Raw genomic sequence first — 17,681 nt, 5'->3', positions numbered from 1 at the left:
AAAAGATGCAGGTCATTTTTTTATAAATCCATTCCATAAATTCATACTAAATAATAATGCTATTAAAATAAGAAATATAACTTCGCTGATAAAAGCTTTGTCTATTGTTGAAATAACAGTAGACAAAGCTTTTTTGTGTGGTTATATAAGTGGATGTGATATCTTTTATAACCAGCATTTTTAGAAGGAATAAGCCTTTAGGCAGATGCAGTGTATAAAAAATTCTGAAATTTTATTATTGACTGAAAGCGTTTTTAATATTAATATTAATTCAAACTTAACCAATATTTAACCAACACATAACAAAAGAGTTTTTTTATCTACAAATGAAATCGATTTCATTTGTAGAGTTATAAGATTGGTAAGTTTTATCACTATCTATTGCTAGTGAGGCAGCATTACACAATAAGGGGAAAAGAGGAATCAAAATGGGAAACGAAAATATTTTGTGGGGAATTGCTCCAATCGGCTGGAGAAATGATGATATTCCTGAAATTGGTGCAGAAAACACATTGCAGCATCTGTTAAGCGATATCGTCGTAGCGGGCTTTCAAGGAACAGAAGTGGGAGGTTTTTTTCCTGAACCAAGCATATTAAACAAAGAGCTTGAGCTTCGAAATTTAAGAATTGCGGGTCAATGGTTTAGCAGTTTTATCATTCGTGATGGCATAGAGGAAACGTTAAGTTTATTTCACAAACATTGTCAGTATCTACAGGAAGTGGATGCTGACGTGGCGGTCGTATCTGAGCAAACTTACAGTGTTCAAGGGATTGAAAGAAATGTTTTTGCTGAAAAACCTTATTTCAGTGATCAAGAATGGGAAGCTTTATGTGCAGGATTAAATGAGCTGGGAAAAATCGCAGCAGAATACGGTTTACACCTTGTCTATCATCACCATATGGGAACAGGTGTACAAACATTAGCTGAAATTGATCGGTTAATGGAAGGAACGGACGCAAATCATGTTCATCTCCTATATGATACGGGACATATTTATGTTTCTGACGGAGACTATATGGAGCTATTACATAAACATATAGATCGTATTAAACACGTTCATTTTAAGGATGCAAGAAGAAACGTACTAGAGCAGTGCAAGCGAGAAGGAAAGTCATTTTTGCAGTCGTTTCTAGCGGGTATGTTTACCGTGCCGGGTGATGGATGTGTAGATTTTACAAACGTGTATAAAGCGTTAGTTGACTATAATTACAAAGGATGGATTGTGGTTGAGGCGGAACAGGACCCTTCCATTGCGCATCCATTGGAATATGCTTTAATGGCCCGAAAGTACATTAACGAAAAGTTAGTTATTCATTCTTAAAATAAGACGGGGGAATTAGCATGGGTAAACAGGGAAATCAACATTCATTTTTACGTACGATCATTTTAGTTTCTACGTTTGGTGGACTGCTTTTTGGATATGACACGGGAGTTATTAATGGGGCACTGCCTTATATGTCTGAATCTGATCAATTGAATCTCAACTCTTTTACTCAAGGTCTTGTAACGAGCGCTCTGTTATTTGGTGCTGCATTTGGTGCGGTAGTAGGCGGCAGGCTAGCAGATTATAACGGGCGGCGTAAAACGATTCTGTATCTCGCCATTCTATTTTTTGTTTCCACAATTGGATGTACAATTTCGCCAAACGCAGCCATTATGATTCTTTGCCGTTTCCTATTAGGACTTGCTGTAGGGGGCGCATCTGTTACCGTACCGACATATTTAGCTGAAATGTCACCAGCTGAAAGTCGAGGAAAAATGGTAACTCAAAATGAACTTATGATCGTTACTGGTCAACTTCTTGCCTTTACGTTTAACGCGATTATCGGAAATATGCTAGGAGAAAACCCTCACGTTTGGCGATATATGCTGCCAATCGCTGCCATTCCAGCTGTCTTTTTATTCTTTGGCATGCTTAGAGTACCAGAAAGTCCGCGCTGGCTTGTGTCAAAAGGGAAAAATAACGAAGCGCTAACGGTTCTTCAAAAGATACGAGAAAGTAAAAGAGCCAAATCAGAGCTGCAGGAGATTGAGAGCGCTTACGAGCAAGAAGCAAAAATGGAAAAAGCAACGTTTAAAGATTTAACAACTCCGTGGGTTCGAAGAGTCGTTTTCCTTGGTATTGGAATTGCTGTCGTACAGCAAATTACCGGCGTAAACTCCATCATGTATTACGGCACTGAAATTTTAAAAGACGCAGGTTTTCAAACAGAAGCTGCTCTTATTGGAAATATCGGAAATGGAGTCATCTCCGTTTTAGCCACTTTTGTAGGGATTTGGCTGTTAGGTAAAGTAGGGCGCAGACCAATGCTTATAACTGGGTTAGTGGGAACCACTACTGCCCTGCTGCTGATTGGCATATTTTCTCTTGTATTTGAAGGATCTGCGGCACTTCCATATATCGTATTAGCACTAACGATTACGTTCCTCGCGTTTCAGCAAGGAGCTATATCTCCGGTAACCTGGCTAATGCTTTCAGAAATTTTCCCTTTACGATTAAGAGGCTTAGGAATGGGTGTTACCGTATTTTGTCTGTGGGGAATTAACTTCCTTGTAGGATTAACGTTTCCGGTTTTACTGGCCAGCATTGGCTTATCCACTACGTTTTTTGTTTTTGTTGTACTCGGAATCGGAGCGATTTTATTTGTTAAAAAGTTTTTACCGGAAACGAAAGGGCTTACACTTGAAGAACTGGAGCAAAGGTTCCGCAGCTACGATAATGAAGACGCTGACGTCATGAATGACAATAAAATTATTTAAACAAAGAATGGAGAGAATGATTATGAAACTATGTTTTAACGAAGCAACAACATTAGAAAATTCAAATCTTGTAAAGGACCTTGAGTATTGCAACAAGCACGGATATGATTATATCGAAATTCGTACAATGGATAAGCTGCCTGAGTATTTAGAAAGTCACTCAATGGATGATTTAGCGCAGTTTTTTAATACAAATCATATTAAACCGCTAGCGTTGAACGCTTTAGTCTTCTTTAATAACCGCAGTGAAAAAGAGTACCAGGCAGTGATAGAAGAGTTTAAGAGTATGCTAGAAACCGCTCAAAAGATAGGTGCTCAGTATATTGTAGCCGTTCCTTTAGTAACGGAACAAAAAATAGTAAAAGCAGAGATTAAGAATAGCTGCGTACAAGTGCTGAATGAATTATCGGAATTGGCTGAACCTTACGGAGTTAAAATCGCCGTTGAGTTTGTAGGACACCCTCAGTGCACGGTTAATACGTTTGATCAAGCTTATGATATTGTTCAAGCTGTAAACCACGATAACGTAGGCTTAGTACTTGACTGCTTCCACTTCCATGCAATGGGATCAAAACTAGAAGACTTAAAACAAGCGGATATTTCTAAAATATTTATCGTTCATATTGATGACACGGAAGATTTTCCTATTGGCTTCTTAACAGATGAAGACCGAGTATGGCCAGGTCTAGGAGCGATTGATTTAGATGCTATTTTCTCAACATTAAAAGAAAAAGGCTATAATGATGCGGTATCTGTAGAGCTATTTCGACCTGAATATTATCAATTAAGCGCAGAAGAAGCAATTAAGACAGCTAAAGAGACAACCATTAAGGCTATCTCGGAATACTACAGCTTTCAAACAACAAAATCATATTCATGATAAGGAGTGTCAGTCGGTGACGTTAGTATCTTCAAAACTAGTATCAATGAAAGATATGCTTCATGCCGCTAAAAAAGGAAACTATGCGGTTGGTCAGTATAATATTAACAGCCTGCAGTGGGCACAAGCCATTTTACAAGCTGCCGAAGAGGAAAAAGCGCCTGTCATTGCAGCCGTTTCAGACAGGCTTGTGGACTATTTAGGCGGATTTAAAACGATTGTAGGCATGATCGAAGGTTTGTTAGAGGAAATGAATATTACTGTTCCTGTCGCGCTTCACTTAGATCACGGTATGAGTGTAGAAAGGTGTAAAAAAGCTATCGACGCTGGGTTTAGCTCGGTCATGTTTGACGGTTCTCATTATCCAATTGATGAAAATATTGCCATGACTAAGCAAGTAGTAGACTATGCTGCTGCTCAGTATGTCTCCGTTGAAGCCGAAGTTGGAACAGTCGGAGGCATGGAAGACGGGCTTGTTGGCAACATCGTGTACGCTGCCCCTGCCGAATGTCTGCGTCTTGTAAAAGAAACGGGAGTCGATGCGTTAGCGGCTGCTTTAGGTTCAGTTCACGGACAGTACCAAGGCGAACCGCAGCTAGGCTTTGATGAAATGAAAGAAATAGCTGACTTAACAGATGTACCGCTGGTTTTACACGGCGGTTCCGGTATACCAAACTATCAAATTCAAAAAGCAATAGCTCTTGGACATGCGAAAATCAATGTGAACACAGAGTGCCTTCAGGCCTGGACGCGCGCTGTCCGTCAAACATTGGAAAGCGACAGTGCAGTGTATGATCCGCGAACCATTCTTACACCGGGAAAAGAAGCGGTTATGGCGACTGTAAAAGAGAAAATGAGAGAGTTTCATACAAGTCATAAGGCTTAATAAAAAAGAGGCTGGGACAAAAGCATTATAGTTGAAGCAAGATCCGAACGATGAATGGAGATTCTTGATGGAGAATCAAACTCGTTCGGATTTTTTCATGGTGATGATGAGCGTAGGTTTCAGGTATGTAGTTACTTCTAGCTGTTGATTGGAGGGGAAGGCGAAGACTCCTGCCGGAAAAGCGGAAGAGGTGAGACCCCGCAGGAAGCGAAGCCTTGCACGAAAATCACCAGCGGTGCAACAAACGATTTATACTAGCTTATGTATCTAACTTGTTTGTCTTTAGCTGAAATTGATGTAGTTATGTCTCAAACTCTCTTTGTTTTAGCAGTTACTCTTCTAGAAAATGCCTTTTGTAAAGGTTATAATAGTAAATAACAAAAAAGCGAAAAGAAAGATAAGCGGGGGAGGTAGAAATGTTAAAAACGAAGCGAATTCAACAAATTCAAGAGTATGTTTTTGAACATGAATCTGTCTCATTAGATGATTTGGTTTCGGTGTTTGAAGTCTCCAAAAACACGATTCGACGCGACGTTCAAAAGTTAGTGGATGAAGGGCATATTAAAAAAGTATATGGCGGAGTAGCCGTTAATCATGTGAAGCTGGAATCATTTAATGAAAGACAAACAAGAAACCAGTTTCAAAAGCGTTTAATTGCCAAAACGGCAGCTCAGTACGTAGAAGACGGAGACGTCATCTTTATTGATTCAGGAACCACCACGTTAGAAATGATTGAATTTCTAAAAGACAAATCGATAACGATTGTTACAAATAGTTTAGATGTTATAGTAAAAGCCTTGCCTTTTGATGCGTTAAAAGTAATTTCTACGGGCGGCTATCTTGAGCGTGAAACTCAATCATTTTCAAGCTTTAACCATGCCAATCCTGTAAAGAACTACAACTTTGATAAAGTATTTATGGCTTCTACGGGTATTTCCATATCAAATGGGGTTACCAATTCATCGCCCGTTGAAAGTGAAATCAAAGAAACGGTCATAAAAAGAAGTACAAAAGTGTTTTTATTAGCAGATCATACGAAATTTGATAAGTATGCAATGATTACGTATTGTCAGCTGCATGAAGTGGATTATTTAATTACAGATAAAGTGGACGTCAGCTATCAGCACTATGCAAAAGAAAATGAGATTACACTTATCCTTGCGGAAGAATAAGTGTTTTTGAGGTATTATACATATGCTTAGATCTAGAGCCAGTAGGCATACATAGAAGTATGCCTTTTCTTTTTTCTTCACATCGTGCTCCTCTATAAAGCGGTTACAGTGAATAAAAAGATAAACTAACAAAATTTTTAAAAAAGTGTTTACAAAGTAAACTGAATATTATAAACTAGGTTCATAGATAAGAAAGCGCTTTTAAAACTAGATGAAATCGATTTCATCGAACGAAGCTAAATGTATAATAAGATTGGTTTTACAGGTAAGACAGAACATGAAAAATTGATGGGGAAGTTAAGGATGGAGTTTGAAAAATATTTTTTTAACACCAAATGAAATCGATTTCATTAGAAAGTGGAATTTATGATGAATTTTCGAGCTTTTCTCCATCTTCAAGTATTAAAAAGTACAGGGATTGAAAGTATTTGTCTCATCGCTAAATAGTAGCTGAAACAAAGGAAAGAGCTAGGAAGTAAGAGGATAGAACCTCATTTATCACATGGAATGAAATCGATTTCATTTAAAAAAGAGAAAAAAGGGTAGAAAAATCAATCTGATGGTGATTAATTTCAGAAGATAAGGTAGGAAGGTATATGAAAACGATAAGGTTAACAACTAGTCAAGCTTTAGTAAAATTTCTAAATCAGCAATATGTAGAGTTTGATGGAAAAAAAGAGCGTTTCATCAAAGGAGTATTCACCATTTTTGGACATGGAAATGTGGTGGGGATCGGGCAAGCGCTGCAGGAAAACCCAGGGGAGCTTGAAGTGTATCAAGGCAGAAACGAGCAGGGAATGGCTCATGCTGCAGTAGCTTTTGCAAAACAAAAACATCGAAAGCAAATCATGGCCTGCTCTTCTTCCGTTGGTCCAGGCTCAGCGAATATGGTTACATCGGCTGCGACGGCTACTGCAAACAATATTCCGGTGCTGCTTTTGCCAAGCGATGTGTTTGCAACTCGCCAGCCGGATCCGGTTCTTCAACAAATTGAACAAACGCATGATTTATCTCTTTCTACAAATGATGCCTTCCGGTCCGTCAGCAAGTACTGGGATCGAGTCAGCCGTCCAGAACAGCTGATGTCGGCTATGATCAATGCGATGCGTGTATTAACAGATCCGGCAGATACAGGAGCCGTTACAATCGCGCTGCCGCAGGATGTACAAGGGGAAGCGTGGGATTTTCCAGAAAGTTTCTTCCGTGAGCGTACCCACCTGATTGAACGCCGCGAGCCTTCGCAAGAAAGTATTAGAAATGCGGTGGAGCTGATTAAATCAAAGAAAAAGCCTCTTCTTATTTTAGGAGGCGGCGTTCGTTATTCAGAGGCTGCGGATACATTTGCTGCATTTGCTGAAAAGTTTCATATTCCGTTTAGCGAAACGCAAGCTGGAAAAAGCGGTCTTGAAAGCAATCACCCTTTAAATCTAGGAGGAGTTGGCGTAACGGGTAACAGCGCTGCTAATAAAATAGCGCAATCAGCGGATTTAATTATTGGTGTGGGTACACGTTTTACAGATTTTACGACTTCTTCAAAGCTGTTTTACGCTGAGACGGATGTATTAACCATTAACATTTCTGAATTTCACGCATCAAAATTGGAGGCTACTAAAATTGTCGCGGATGCCAAAGTGGGTCTTGAAGTTCTTTCGTCTGCATTAGAAGGCTATAAATCAGGCTATGAAACTGAAATTGAAGAAGCCAAATCAGAGTGGAATCAAGAGCTGACTCGTCTAAAAAATATTGCATACACAGGCGAAGAATTTATTCCGGAAATTAAAGGGCATTTTGATCAAAGCCTGTCGGAGTATAAAGATAGCCTGAGCACCGAACTTGTCCAAACGACTGTGCTAGGTAAAGTAAACGAACTAATTGCACCTGATTCTATTATTACATGTGCAGCGGGAAGCCTCCCGGGTGACCTTCAGCGCATGTGGATCTCAAATGAACGTAATACGTATCACCTTGAATACGGATATTCATGCATGGGCTATGAAATTGCTTCTGCCTTGGGCGCTAAGATGGCTGAGCCGGATAAAGAAGTGTATGCGATGGTAGGAGACGGAAGCTACTTAATGCTTCATAGTGAGCTGGTAACGAGCATTCAAGAAGGAATTAAAATAAATATTGTTCTTTTTGATAATTCCGGCTTTGGCTGCATCAACAACTTGCAAATGGATAATGGAATTGAAAGCTTCGGCACAGAATTCCGCGTTCGTAATCCACGAACGGGGCAGCTTGATGGAGATATTATGCGCATCAACTTTGCTCAATCTGGAGCTGCGTACGGAGCAAAAACATATGAAGTGTATACGATGGAAGAGCTTGAATGTGCCATTGAAGATTCAAAAAAGCAAAGTGTTAGTACACTGATTGACATTAAAGTTCTTCCAAAAACAATGACGGACGGCTACGATTCTTGGTGGCATGTAGGAGTAGCAGCCGTATCTGAAAGCTCAGACGTTCAAACGGCGTTTGAAGGCAAAGAAAGCCAGTTGCAAAAAGCAAGAAAATATTAAGCTCTTAAAAAACTAGAAGCTTTAGCTTACTCGGTTAAAGAGTGTCCCTAGCATAAACACGTTAAAAAATAAGAAATAGAAAGGTGTGGAAAGTAATGGCTGATTTAATCGTACCAACAAAAACAGCTGACAGTGATGGAAACGTACTAAGCATCACCCCACAATCTGCAGGATGGGAGCACATTGGCTTTGACGTTTACTCATTAAAAAAAGGTCAAAAGCTTAAAAAGAACACGGAAAATCAAGAGATTTGTATTGTGATTTTAACCGGTAAGTCCAACGTTTCTACAAAAGAAGAGAAATGGGAAAACATCGGACAGCGAATGGATATCTTTGAAAAAATCCCTCCGTACTCCGTATATGTATCGAATGATGATCACTATGAAGTAGAAGCTGTAACCGACTTGGAAATTGCGGTGTGCGCAGCACCTGGAAAAGGTACATACCCTGCTCGTTTAATTACGCCGCAGGATGTGGGCGTAGAGCATCGCGGAGCAGGAAATATCGCGAGACAAGTCCATAACATTCTTCCAGAACAAAAGCCGGCTGATAGTCTGCTAGTAGTCGAAGTGTTTACGCCGGAAGGAAACTGGTCAAGCTATCCTCCTCATAAGCACGATCAAGATAACTTGCCGCATGAATCGTATTTAGAGGAGACGTACTATCATAAAGTTAACCCAGGACATGGATTTGCGATTCAACGGGTATATACGGACGATCAATCTCTAGATGAAACAATGGTCATTAAAGATGGAGATGCAGTCTTGGTTCCTAAAGGCTATCACCCGGTATCTGCTCCTCCGGGTTATGAAGTTTATTATTTAAACGTCATGGCTGGTCCTGTTCGAACATGGAAATTTAATAATAGCAAAGATCATGAATGGATTATGGAAGAAAAATTAGCATTAAAGTAAGGAGACGACGTGACTATGAGTTATTTAACATTCGATTCGCAAAAGCGATTTGACCTTCTTGCAGTAGGAAGGCTTTGCATCGACTTAAATGCAAATGAATTTAATCGCCCGATGGAAGACACGATGACGTTTACAAAATACGTAGGAGGATCTCCTGCTAACATTGCTATTGGTCTTTCTAGACTTGGAATGAAGACAGGCTTTATTGGAAAAGTGTCAAATGACCAAATGGGCCGCTTCAGCACCAGATATTTAAATCAACATAACATCAACACAGAAGGCATTGTAGTTGATCAAACAGGAGCCGTAACCGGACTGGCCTTTACTGAAATAAAAAGTCCTGAAGAATGCAGCATCCTTATGTACCGTGATAACGTGGCAGATTTAAAGCTTGATCCAACGGAAGTTTCTGAAGAGTACATCAAGCAATCAAAAGCGCTGCTCATCTCTGGAACTGCTCTTGCTAAAAATCCTTCAAGAGAAGCTGTGTTTCTTGCTCTTGAATATGCGAGAAAACATAGCGTGGTTGTATTCTTTGATGTTGACTACCGCCCGTATACGTGGGAGTCAGAAGCTGAAACGGCCGTCTACTATAATTTAGCAGCAGAAAAATCAGACGTGATTATCGGTACGCGAGAAGAATTCGATATGATGGAAAAGCTTTTAAATTATGAAGAATCAAATGATCAAGTTACAGCTGAACGATGGTTTTCTCATCATGCTAAGATTGTTGTCATCAAGCACGGAGGAGAAGGGTCGATTGCTTATACAAAAGACGGCCAGTCTCATCGAGGCGGCATCTTTAAAACAAAAGTGCTCAAAACATTTGGAGCTGGCGACTCCTACGCATCTGCCTTTATTTACGGATTAATGCAAGGGTTTACAATTCCTGAAGCTATGAGATTTGGCGGTGCTTCTGCTTCCATCGTTATTTCAAAACACAGCTCTTCCGATGCAATGCCAACTGTAGAAGAAATTAAGCAGTTTATGGAAACAGCTGAAGAAGTACTGCAACAAGCGTAATCAAAAATTGAGAGGAGAATGAACATGACACAAACAACAGTAAAAACAGTAAAAAACTATATTGGCGGCGAATGGGTGGATTCATCTACAAGTCTTACAGAACCAGTTTATAACCCTGCAACGGGTGAAGTCATTGCAGAGGTGCCTCTTTCAACAAAAGCAGATGTAGATCAAGCGGTGCAAGCTGCGAATGAAGCATTCAAAGGATGGTCAAAAACTGCGGTGCCAAAACGTGCGCGTATCTTATTTAAATATCAGCAGCTATTAGTAGATAACTGGGACGAGTTAGCAAAACTTGTGACGCTCGAAAACGGAAAAAGCTTTAATGAAGCGCGCGGAGAAGTACAGCGCGGAATTGAATGCGTAGAATTTGCAGCAGGTGCTCCTACGTTAATGATGGGAAAACAGCTTCCTGACATTGCAACTGGCATTGAGTCTGGCATGTATCGTTATCCAATCGGCGTTATTGGCGGGATCACGCCGTTCAACTTCCCAATGATGGTTCCTTGCTGGATGTTCCCTCTTGCAATTGCTTGCGGTAATACATTTGTATTAAAGCCGTCTGAGCGCACGCCGCTTTTAGCAGCAAGATTAGTAGAATTATTTGAAGAAGCTGGATTGCCAAAAGGCGTATTAAACATTGTAAACGGCGCGCATGATGTGGTAAATGGCCTTCTTGAACATAAATTAGTGAAAGCTATTTCGTTTGTAGGTTCGCAGCCAGTAGCTGAATATGTGTATAAAAAAGGTACAGAAAACTTAAAGCGTGTTCAAGCATTAGCGGGTGCTAAAAACCACTCAATCGTATTAAACGATGCTGACTTAAACGTAGCAACAAAACAAATTATCGGAGCTGCTTTCGGATCAGCAGGTGAACGCTGCATGGCAGCATCTGTCGTAACGGTGCAAGAAGACGTGGCAGATGAATTAATTTCACGACTTGTTCAAGAGTCAAACAACATCGTCATTGGAAACGGATTAGAAAAAGATGTTTTCTTAGGACCGGTTATTCGTGAAAACCATAAAGAACGTACGCTTAGCTATATTGAATCTGGCGTAGAAGAAGGAGCTCGCTTAGTTCGTGACGGCCGTGAAGATCATGCAGTAAAAGAGAACGGCTATTTTGTTGGACCAACTATTTTTGATAACGTTACACAAGAAATGAAAATCTGGCAAGATGAAATCTTTGCACCGGTGCTTTCTATCGTACGTGTAAAAACGTTAGAAGAAGCAATTGACGTTGCCAATAACTCCCGATTCGCAAACGGAGCTTGTATCTATACAGACAGCGGCGCAAGCGTACGGGAGTTCCGTGAAAATATTGAGTCAGGCATGCTAGGAGTGAATGTAGGGGTGCCAGCACCTATGGCGTTTTTCCCATTCTCAGGCTGGAAAGACTCTTTCTACGGCGATCTTCATGCCAACGGTACGGACGGCGTAGAGTTCTATACAAGAAAGAAAATGGTTACGGCCCGCTACTAAGAATTCACTTATTGTACTATGGGATACTAGCGACATTTGCTAGTACCCTGTAGTACAATCTAATAAAAAAAATAAAAGTCGGTTTTTTCGTAGTAACAAAATGGAAGTGATTAGTTGAGTGCTATAAGTACCGTCAAAGATAAATATCTTTTTGCAGCTGTTTCGTTTATCTTTTGGTTCTCGCAGTTTATTTACGTACCTATTTTGTCTCCTTATATGGAAGGGCTAGGAGGCAAGTATGCCTTTATTGGTTTAGTGTTAAGCAGCTATGGACTCATGCAGCTGTTATGTCGCCTTCCGCTCGGGATCTTTTCAGACTTTGTGAAAATGAGAAAACCGTTTGTTATCTTCGGCATGATAGCCAGCATGTCGAGCTGCCTGCTATTTTCGTTGACCGATAGCTTAATAGGCGTGTTTATATCACGCTGTTTAGCTGGATTGGCAGCGGCAACGTGGGTTGCCTTTACGATTTTATATTCAAGCTACTTTGAACGTGAAAAAACTACTCGTGCTATGAATATCATCTCATTTATAGTGGTTTTGGCTCAGCTTTTGGGCATGAGTTTAAGCGGTTACATCGTGAGTAAGTGGGGATGGCACGCTCCGTTTTGGATAGGGACGATCTTGAGTGTAATAGGCGCCGTTCTTTCTCTTTTCATTCACGAGCCTAAACAGAACATAAAGAGATCGCCTATAAAGCTTAAGGAATTAATCGGCGTAATAAAAGAGCCTTCGCTATTAAAAATTTCGCTGCTGTCTATTTTAGCACACAGCATTATTTTCACGACTATGTTTGGTTTTACTCCTGCGTACGCATTAAGCGCAGGATTTAGAGAGAGCGAGCTGAGTTTGATTGTCTTTTCCTTTATGATCCCTCATGCAGCTGCTCCTCTTATTATGGAAAAGCTATTTGTTTGGCGCTTTGGAAAATGGAGCATCTTGAAGGCCGCATTTTTTCTGGCCGCATTCTTTACCTGTATGATTCCTATGACGGAAAATAAACTTTTGCTTTGTATCATTCAAAGTGTGAACGGTTTTTCATTAGGATTAGTGTTTCCTCTTATGTTAGGAATGTCTATTGAAAGAATAGCTGTAGAAAAAAGAGCTACGGCGATGGGAGGCTACCAAGCGCTGTATGCGTTAGGAATATTCGGAGGTCCTTTTGCTGCAGGAATATTAAATTCTTGGATGGGACTTAAAGCAGGCTTCTTTTTTGCAGCAGCCTTAGGGTTAACTGCTACTGTTTTTGCAGCGGCATGGGATAAGAAAGAAGCGTCATATAAAGTTTTTAAAGCAAAATAAAAAGTATGGCAGCAAGCATCTATTTCTATTTTTAAGCACTATTATTTAAGTTCACATATTAAAGGAGGCCATTGATTATGGTATTAAAAATTGGCGTTATTGGAACAGGAGCAATTGGACAAGATCATATTAGAAGAATTACCAATACATTATCAGGCGGCAAAATTGTTGCGGTTACGGATGTAAATCAAGAACAAGCAAAAGCTGTTGTAAAAAATCAAAACTTGGATGCCGTTATTTATGATGACGGACATGAGCTGATTAAGTCAAAAGATGTAGATGCAGTTGTTGTTACGTCTTGGGGACCGACACACGAGGAGTTTGTGCTGGCAGCGATTCAAGCTGGAAAATCTGTATTTTGCGAAAAGCCGCTTGCTACAACAGCAGAGGGCTGCAAAAGAATCGTTGACGCTGAAATTACACACGGCAAGCCATTGGTGCAAGTCGGCTATATGCGCCGCTATGATACAGGGTATCGCGCTTTAAAGAAAGTGATTGAAAGCGGGCAAATTGGTGAAGCATTAATGGTTCACTGCGCACACAGAAATCCTACGGTACCTGATACATACACGGGCGATATGTCAATTGTTGATACATTCATCCACGAAATTGACGTGTTGCGCTGGTTATTAAATGACGATTATGTATCTGTTCAAATCGTGGCACCGCGAAAAACGAGCAAGGCACTTGAACATCTGCAAGATCCAATCATGGTGCTGCTTGAAACAAAGCAAGGCGTCCGAATTGATGCTGAGGTTTTTGTAAACTGCCAGTACGGCTATGATATTCAATGTCAAGTAGTAGGAGAAACAGGAATTGCCAACTTACCTGAACCTTCAAGCGTCGTGTTACGCAGCGAAGCAAAAAAATCTACTGAAATTTTAGTAGATTGGAAAGATCGATTCATCGACTCTTATGATACAGAGCTGCAAGACTGGATTAATTCAACGCTTAAAGGCGAAGTGAATGGACCAACAGCATGGGATGGTTACGTTGCGGCCGTTACTTCAGATGCTTGCTTAGAAGCGAAAAAATCAGGAAACATTGTTCCTATTTCGTTAGGCGAACGTCCGGATTTTTATTATAAAACGTTAACCGCAGCCGGCAAACTGTAAGCGTAAAAACGTTTTGCTTACGAAACAGCTTAATTAAAACTTAGGGGATGGACACGTCTAGTGTGCATAAAAGAAAGGGGAGTTTTACATTGCGTTTAGCATATGATCCGTCACATTACCGTGACAATACAAGTTTAAAAGATACGATTGATACAGTTGCAAGATTAGGTTATGAATACGTAGAGTTATCTCCGCGCAAAGATTTTATTTGGTTTTATGAATACCCAAAAGTTGATAAACAGCGTATAAAAGACTTAAAAAGATACTGTGCCGATGCTGGGGTAAAAATTTCTTCTGTGCTTCCGGTGCAGCAGTGGTCTTCACCAAATGAGCAGGAACGCGAAGCGGCAGTAAGGAACTGGAAGCGTACAATTGAAATTACTTCTGAGCTGGAAGTAGATTTAATGAACAGTGAATTCAGCGGCGACAAGAGCCGGCCTGTTGAAAGCGAAGCAGCTTTTGTTAAATCGATGGAAGAGCTGATGCCGATTTTTGAAAAAGAAGGAATTAAGCTTAACCTCCAATCGCATCCAAATGATTTTATTGAGTTAAATACAGAAGCTATTGCAATGATTCGTGCGCTGGATAAAGACTGGATTAAATTAGTTTATTCTGTCCCTCATGCTTTCTTTTATGACGATGGCATTGGTGATGTAGCAAAGCATATCGATGAAGCAGGTGATTTGCTTGCACACGTTCTGATAGCTGATACGCTGAACCATAAAGCAGCGTTTGGACTGCGCTATATTGTAAATCCGCCTGATGCGAAGGTAACGATTCACCAGCATTTAAATCCTGGTGAAGGAGAAATTGATTTTGACGCACTGTATCGCAAATTAAGAGAAATTAAATTTGACGGCATCGTAACAAACTCTGTATTTGCCTACCCTGATCGACCAGAATGGTCAAACGAAGTAACGTTAAAGTCAATTAGAGAAGGATTAAATATTAAAGAAGGCCTAAACATTTAATGTGATTGACTGAAGTGATGCGAAGCATAAAAAGATATGTTTTGCATCACTTTTCATGGTTTATGCTTGAAAGAAGATCAGAACTTGTGGGCATAGCTAGTTTAAAATAGTCTTAATTGTTCTATTCGGCCTCCATCATGATGATAAAGAGAGGCTTTATTATGCTAGTAATGTATAATAAAGATAGATGCAAAGCGGATAGAACTTTTTATTATAAAATGTTAATTACTACAGATAAAGGTGAGTGAACGTATGTCAGTTAAAATGAGTGATGTGGCCAAACTAGCTAATGTAGCTCCAGCTACTGTCTCGCGAGTTCTTAGTCAGCCCCACCTAGTAAGCAAAGAAACGCAGGAAAAAGTTTTAAAAGCCATTGAAGAATTAAATTATCAGCCCCATATCATCGCAAGACAGTTCAGAAAAAAAGAAACAAAAACCATTTTAGTAGTTGTTCCTGATATTACCCACCCGTTTTTTTCTGAAGTTCTTAAAGGAATTCAGCATACGGCCATTAAAAGCGGCTACCGAGTGATTTTAGGAGATACAGAAAATGACATTGAGCGAGAAGGAGAGTTTGTTGATTTATTATTCCAAAAGCAAGCGGACGGCATGATCCTTCTAACAGCCCGCATGGATAAAGACAGAATTGAACAAGTCTCCAGACAGTTCCCTACGGTTCTTGCGTGCGAGTATATAGATGGCTTAGATATCTCTACCGTATCTATTGATAATATTAGCGGCGCGCGAAAAATAACGGAGCATTTAATAAGCCTTGGGCATACGAAAATCGCGCACATCACGGGCCCTATGAATGTTATCTTAAGCCGTGACCGGTTAAAAGGGTACCGCCAGGCGATGATTAGTCACGATTTACCCGTGGATTCCGCTTTTATTCAAGAAGGAGATTTTAGCTTAGAGTCCGGTTATCATCAAATGATCAGGCTATTATCGTTAGAGCAACGACCAACTTCTGTATTTGTTTTTAACGATGAAATGGCGATAGGAGCGATAAAAGCGGCAAAAGACAGCGGTTTAAAAGTGCCTGAAGATATAGCTGTAGTAGGGTTTGATAACTCAAAAATGTCGGATATCATTGAACCTCATATTACAACGATTGAACAGCCTAAATATGAAATTGGAAAAAAAGCGATGGAATTATTGCTTGGGTTAATGAGCGGAAAAGCGTTAGAACAAAAAAAGTTTGTATTAAAAGATGAACTAATCGTACGCGAGTCTTGCGGAAGTAAATCTACAGTGAAAAATTTTATCCAGCTTGAAGGCTCAGCTAAGAAAATTAACTAGTGCTGTTTAAATGCTATGCTATGATGTTTTTTGCTGAGAAGTAAACAAGAGAGACTATCATCTTTGTCTTCTCTTGTTTACAGCAAAGCGGAATTGATAATTTGATAAAAAATAGAAGGTGACTTTAGTGAGGATTACGGGAACGGTATTCAAAAAAAGAACATATCCAAAGCATCACTATAAAAGGATGGATCACCTTTCTTTTTTAGAGGTGAAAGATAACATCCAGTTTGATGGCGATGTGCTGAAAATCATTCCTGTTCTTAGTCAAAAATCAATGGAATGCTGGAATATTGGAGATGAAATTGATGTGGAAGGTGAAATGAAGTACATTCGCATCATTACTTCATTAGGAAAACTCAGCCTTCTGCCTGTCCCTGTGTTTATCGTCAAAACAATTAAAGAAATAAAACCTTCTCCGATAACTAGTTAAGTTGTCAGCCATAAAACTGCTGTTCATTATCATAAACCATGTGTACATTTTAATGTGAATTGAATTCTGAAATTTCTTATAAATCACATATTTATTCAAATCTATTTTTTAAAGGAATTTCCGCGTTCTAACCAGAAAAGGAATATATATCATTTTCTGGAGGAATACGATGAAAGAGCTAAAAAGGTTAGAACCGCTGCAAGCAGCTACACAATTCATTTTTAAACATTACCCTAACTGTCAAGGTGCATTACTCGCTGGAAGCGTGGTGAGAGGAGAAGCTACGCGCACGTCCGACCTTGATCTTGTTATTTTTGATGAGAATTTCACCTCTTCTTTTAGGGAGTCACTCATTGAATTTGGATGGGCAATTGAAGTTTTTGCTCATAATCTGACTTCATACCAAGCCTTTTTTAAAAGCGACTGTAAGAGGGCTAGACCGTCACTACCGAGAATGATTTCCGAGGGAATTATTTTAGTGGATAATGGGATTGTTCAGTCTATAAAAAAAGAAGCAAAACACTTACTTGAAAAAGGTCCGGAAAAATGGCCGGAAGAGACGATTAGATTAAAAAGGTATTTTATAAGCGATGCCTTAGATGATTTAATTGGTTCGTCAAATGAAAGTGAAGCGCTTTTTATTGCTAACACGCTCGCTTACATAACGCACGAATTTGTTTTAAGAACAAACGGTCATTGGATCGGGGATTCTAAATGGATTGTACGATCTTTGAATGACTATAATAAAAACTTTAGTAAAGAGTTTGTGGAGGCATTCGATACCTTTTATAAAACAGGGAGTAAAGATAAAGTGATTCAACTAGTCGATAAAGTGTTAGCACCACATGGAGGCCGGCTGTTTGAAGGGTTTTCCTTGGGGAAAGAATGATAAAATCAGTAGCATAGAGCTTGTTATAACCC

The 17,681-nt window shown here is 39.8% G+C and carries 15 protein-coding genes; all 15 read left to right on the top strand.

From position 1 onward, the window contains the following. The first annotated feature begins 428 nt into the window (after window positions 1–428). The 15 genes from iolE (at window position 429) to LIS78_RS17860 (ending at window position 17,649) form a co-directional block, all read left to right on the top strand. On the top strand, window positions 429–1,322 hold the full coding sequence (gene iolE / locus LIS78_RS17930; protein ID WP_252284115.1) for a myo-inosose-2 dehydratase: 894 nt from the start codon (window positions 429–431) through the stop codon (window positions 1,320–1,322). Window positions 1,323–1,342: 20 nt separating this feature from the next. Continuing rightward, the gene (locus tag LIS78_RS17925; protein ID WP_057234685.1) at window positions 1,343–2,761 is read left to right on the top strand and encodes a sugar porter family MFS transporter; all 1,419 of its coding nucleotides are present in this window, start codon (window positions 1,343–1,345) and stop codon (window positions 2,759–2,761) included. A gap of 22 nt (window positions 2,762–2,783) precedes the next feature. Continuing rightward, window positions 2,784–3,641: a 2-keto-myo-inositol isomerase gene (gene iolI / locus LIS78_RS17920; RefSeq protein ID WP_209150313.1), complete on the top strand. Its 858-nt coding sequence runs from the start codon at window positions 2,784–2,786 to the stop codon at window positions 3,639–3,641. Between the two features lie 46 nt (window positions 3,642–3,687). Continuing rightward, complete coding sequence (gene fba, locus LIS78_RS17915; protein ID WP_252285355.1) at window positions 3,688–4,527, top strand: class II fructose-1,6-bisphosphate aldolase; 840 nt, start codon at window positions 3,688–3,690, stop codon at window positions 4,525–4,527. A 416-nt stretch (window positions 4,528–4,943) separates the two neighbouring features. Continuing rightward, the gene (locus tag LIS78_RS17910) at window positions 4,944–5,699 is read left to right on the top strand and encodes a DeoR/GlpR family DNA-binding transcription regulator (RefSeq protein WP_013058168.1); all 756 of its coding nucleotides are present in this window, start codon (window positions 4,944–4,946) and stop codon (window positions 5,697–5,699) included. 596 nt (window positions 5,700–6,295) lie between these two features. Further along, window positions 6,296–8,218: a 3D-(3,5/4)-trihydroxycyclohexane-1,2-dione acylhydrolase (decyclizing) gene (iolD, locus tag LIS78_RS17905; RefSeq protein ID WP_209150311.1), complete on the top strand. Its 1,923-nt coding sequence runs from the start codon at window positions 6,296–6,298 to the stop codon at window positions 8,216–8,218. A gap of 95 nt (window positions 8,219–8,313) precedes the next feature. After that, window positions 8,314–9,132 (top strand): 5-deoxy-glucuronate isomerase, encoded by an 819-nt coding sequence (iolB, locus tag LIS78_RS17900; protein WP_252284114.1) that lies wholly within the window; start codon window positions 8,314–8,316, stop codon window positions 9,130–9,132. A gap of 15 nt (window positions 9,133–9,147) precedes the next feature. After that, a complete protein-coding gene (gene iolC, locus LIS78_RS17895) occupies window positions 9,148–10,155 on the top strand; it encodes a 5-dehydro-2-deoxygluconokinase (RefSeq protein ID WP_252284113.1) in 1,008 nt (335 codons plus the stop codon). Window positions 10,156–10,179: 24 nt separating this feature from the next. Beyond that, the gene (locus LIS78_RS17890) at window positions 10,180–11,637 is read left to right on the top strand and encodes a CoA-acylating methylmalonate-semialdehyde dehydrogenase (RefSeq protein ID WP_013058164.1); all 1,458 of its coding nucleotides are present in this window, start codon (window positions 10,180–10,182) and stop codon (window positions 11,635–11,637) included. A 114-nt stretch (window positions 11,638–11,751) separates the two neighbouring features. Continuing rightward, entirely contained in the window at window positions 11,752–12,939 is a 1,188-nt protein-coding gene (locus LIS78_RS17885) for an MFS transporter (protein WP_195782459.1), read from the top strand. 77 nt (window positions 12,940–13,016) lie between these two features. Beyond that, window positions 13,017–14,054, top strand: coding sequence for a bifunctional inositol 2-dehydrogenase/D-chiro-inositol 1-dehydrogenase (gene iolG / locus LIS78_RS17880; protein ID WP_209150307.1), 1,038 nt, complete (start codon window positions 13,017–13,019; stop codon window positions 14,052–14,054). A gap of 89 nt (window positions 14,055–14,143) precedes the next feature. Beyond that, window positions 14,144–15,025 (top strand): sugar phosphate isomerase/epimerase family protein, encoded by an 882-nt coding sequence (locus tag LIS78_RS17875; RefSeq protein WP_025750868.1) that lies wholly within the window; start codon window positions 14,144–14,146, stop codon window positions 15,023–15,025. Window positions 15,026–15,277: 252 nt separating this feature from the next. After that, the gene (locus LIS78_RS17870) at window positions 15,278–16,327 is read left to right on the top strand and encodes a LacI family DNA-binding transcriptional regulator (RefSeq protein WP_013058160.1); all 1,050 of its coding nucleotides are present in this window, start codon (window positions 15,278–15,280) and stop codon (window positions 16,325–16,327) included. 127 nt (window positions 16,328–16,454) lie between these two features. After that, complete coding sequence (locus LIS78_RS17865; protein WP_195782461.1) at window positions 16,455–16,760, top strand: hypothetical protein; 306 nt, start codon at window positions 16,455–16,457, stop codon at window positions 16,758–16,760. A 169-nt stretch (window positions 16,761–16,929) separates the two neighbouring features. Then, entirely contained in the window at window positions 16,930–17,649 is a 720-nt protein-coding gene (locus LIS78_RS17860; protein ID WP_209150306.1) for a nucleotidyltransferase domain-containing protein, read from the top strand. The last annotated feature ends 32 nt before the right edge of the window (window positions 17,650–17,681 follow it).

This window comes from Priestia megaterium, assembly GCF_023824195.1.
In the GTDB taxonomy this organism is placed as follows: Bacteria; Bacillota; Bacilli; order Bacillales; family Bacillaceae_H; genus Priestia; species Priestia megaterium_D.
Note: the sequence above shows the minus strand (reverse complement) of the source record. Positions and strands in the feature narration are given on the sequence as shown.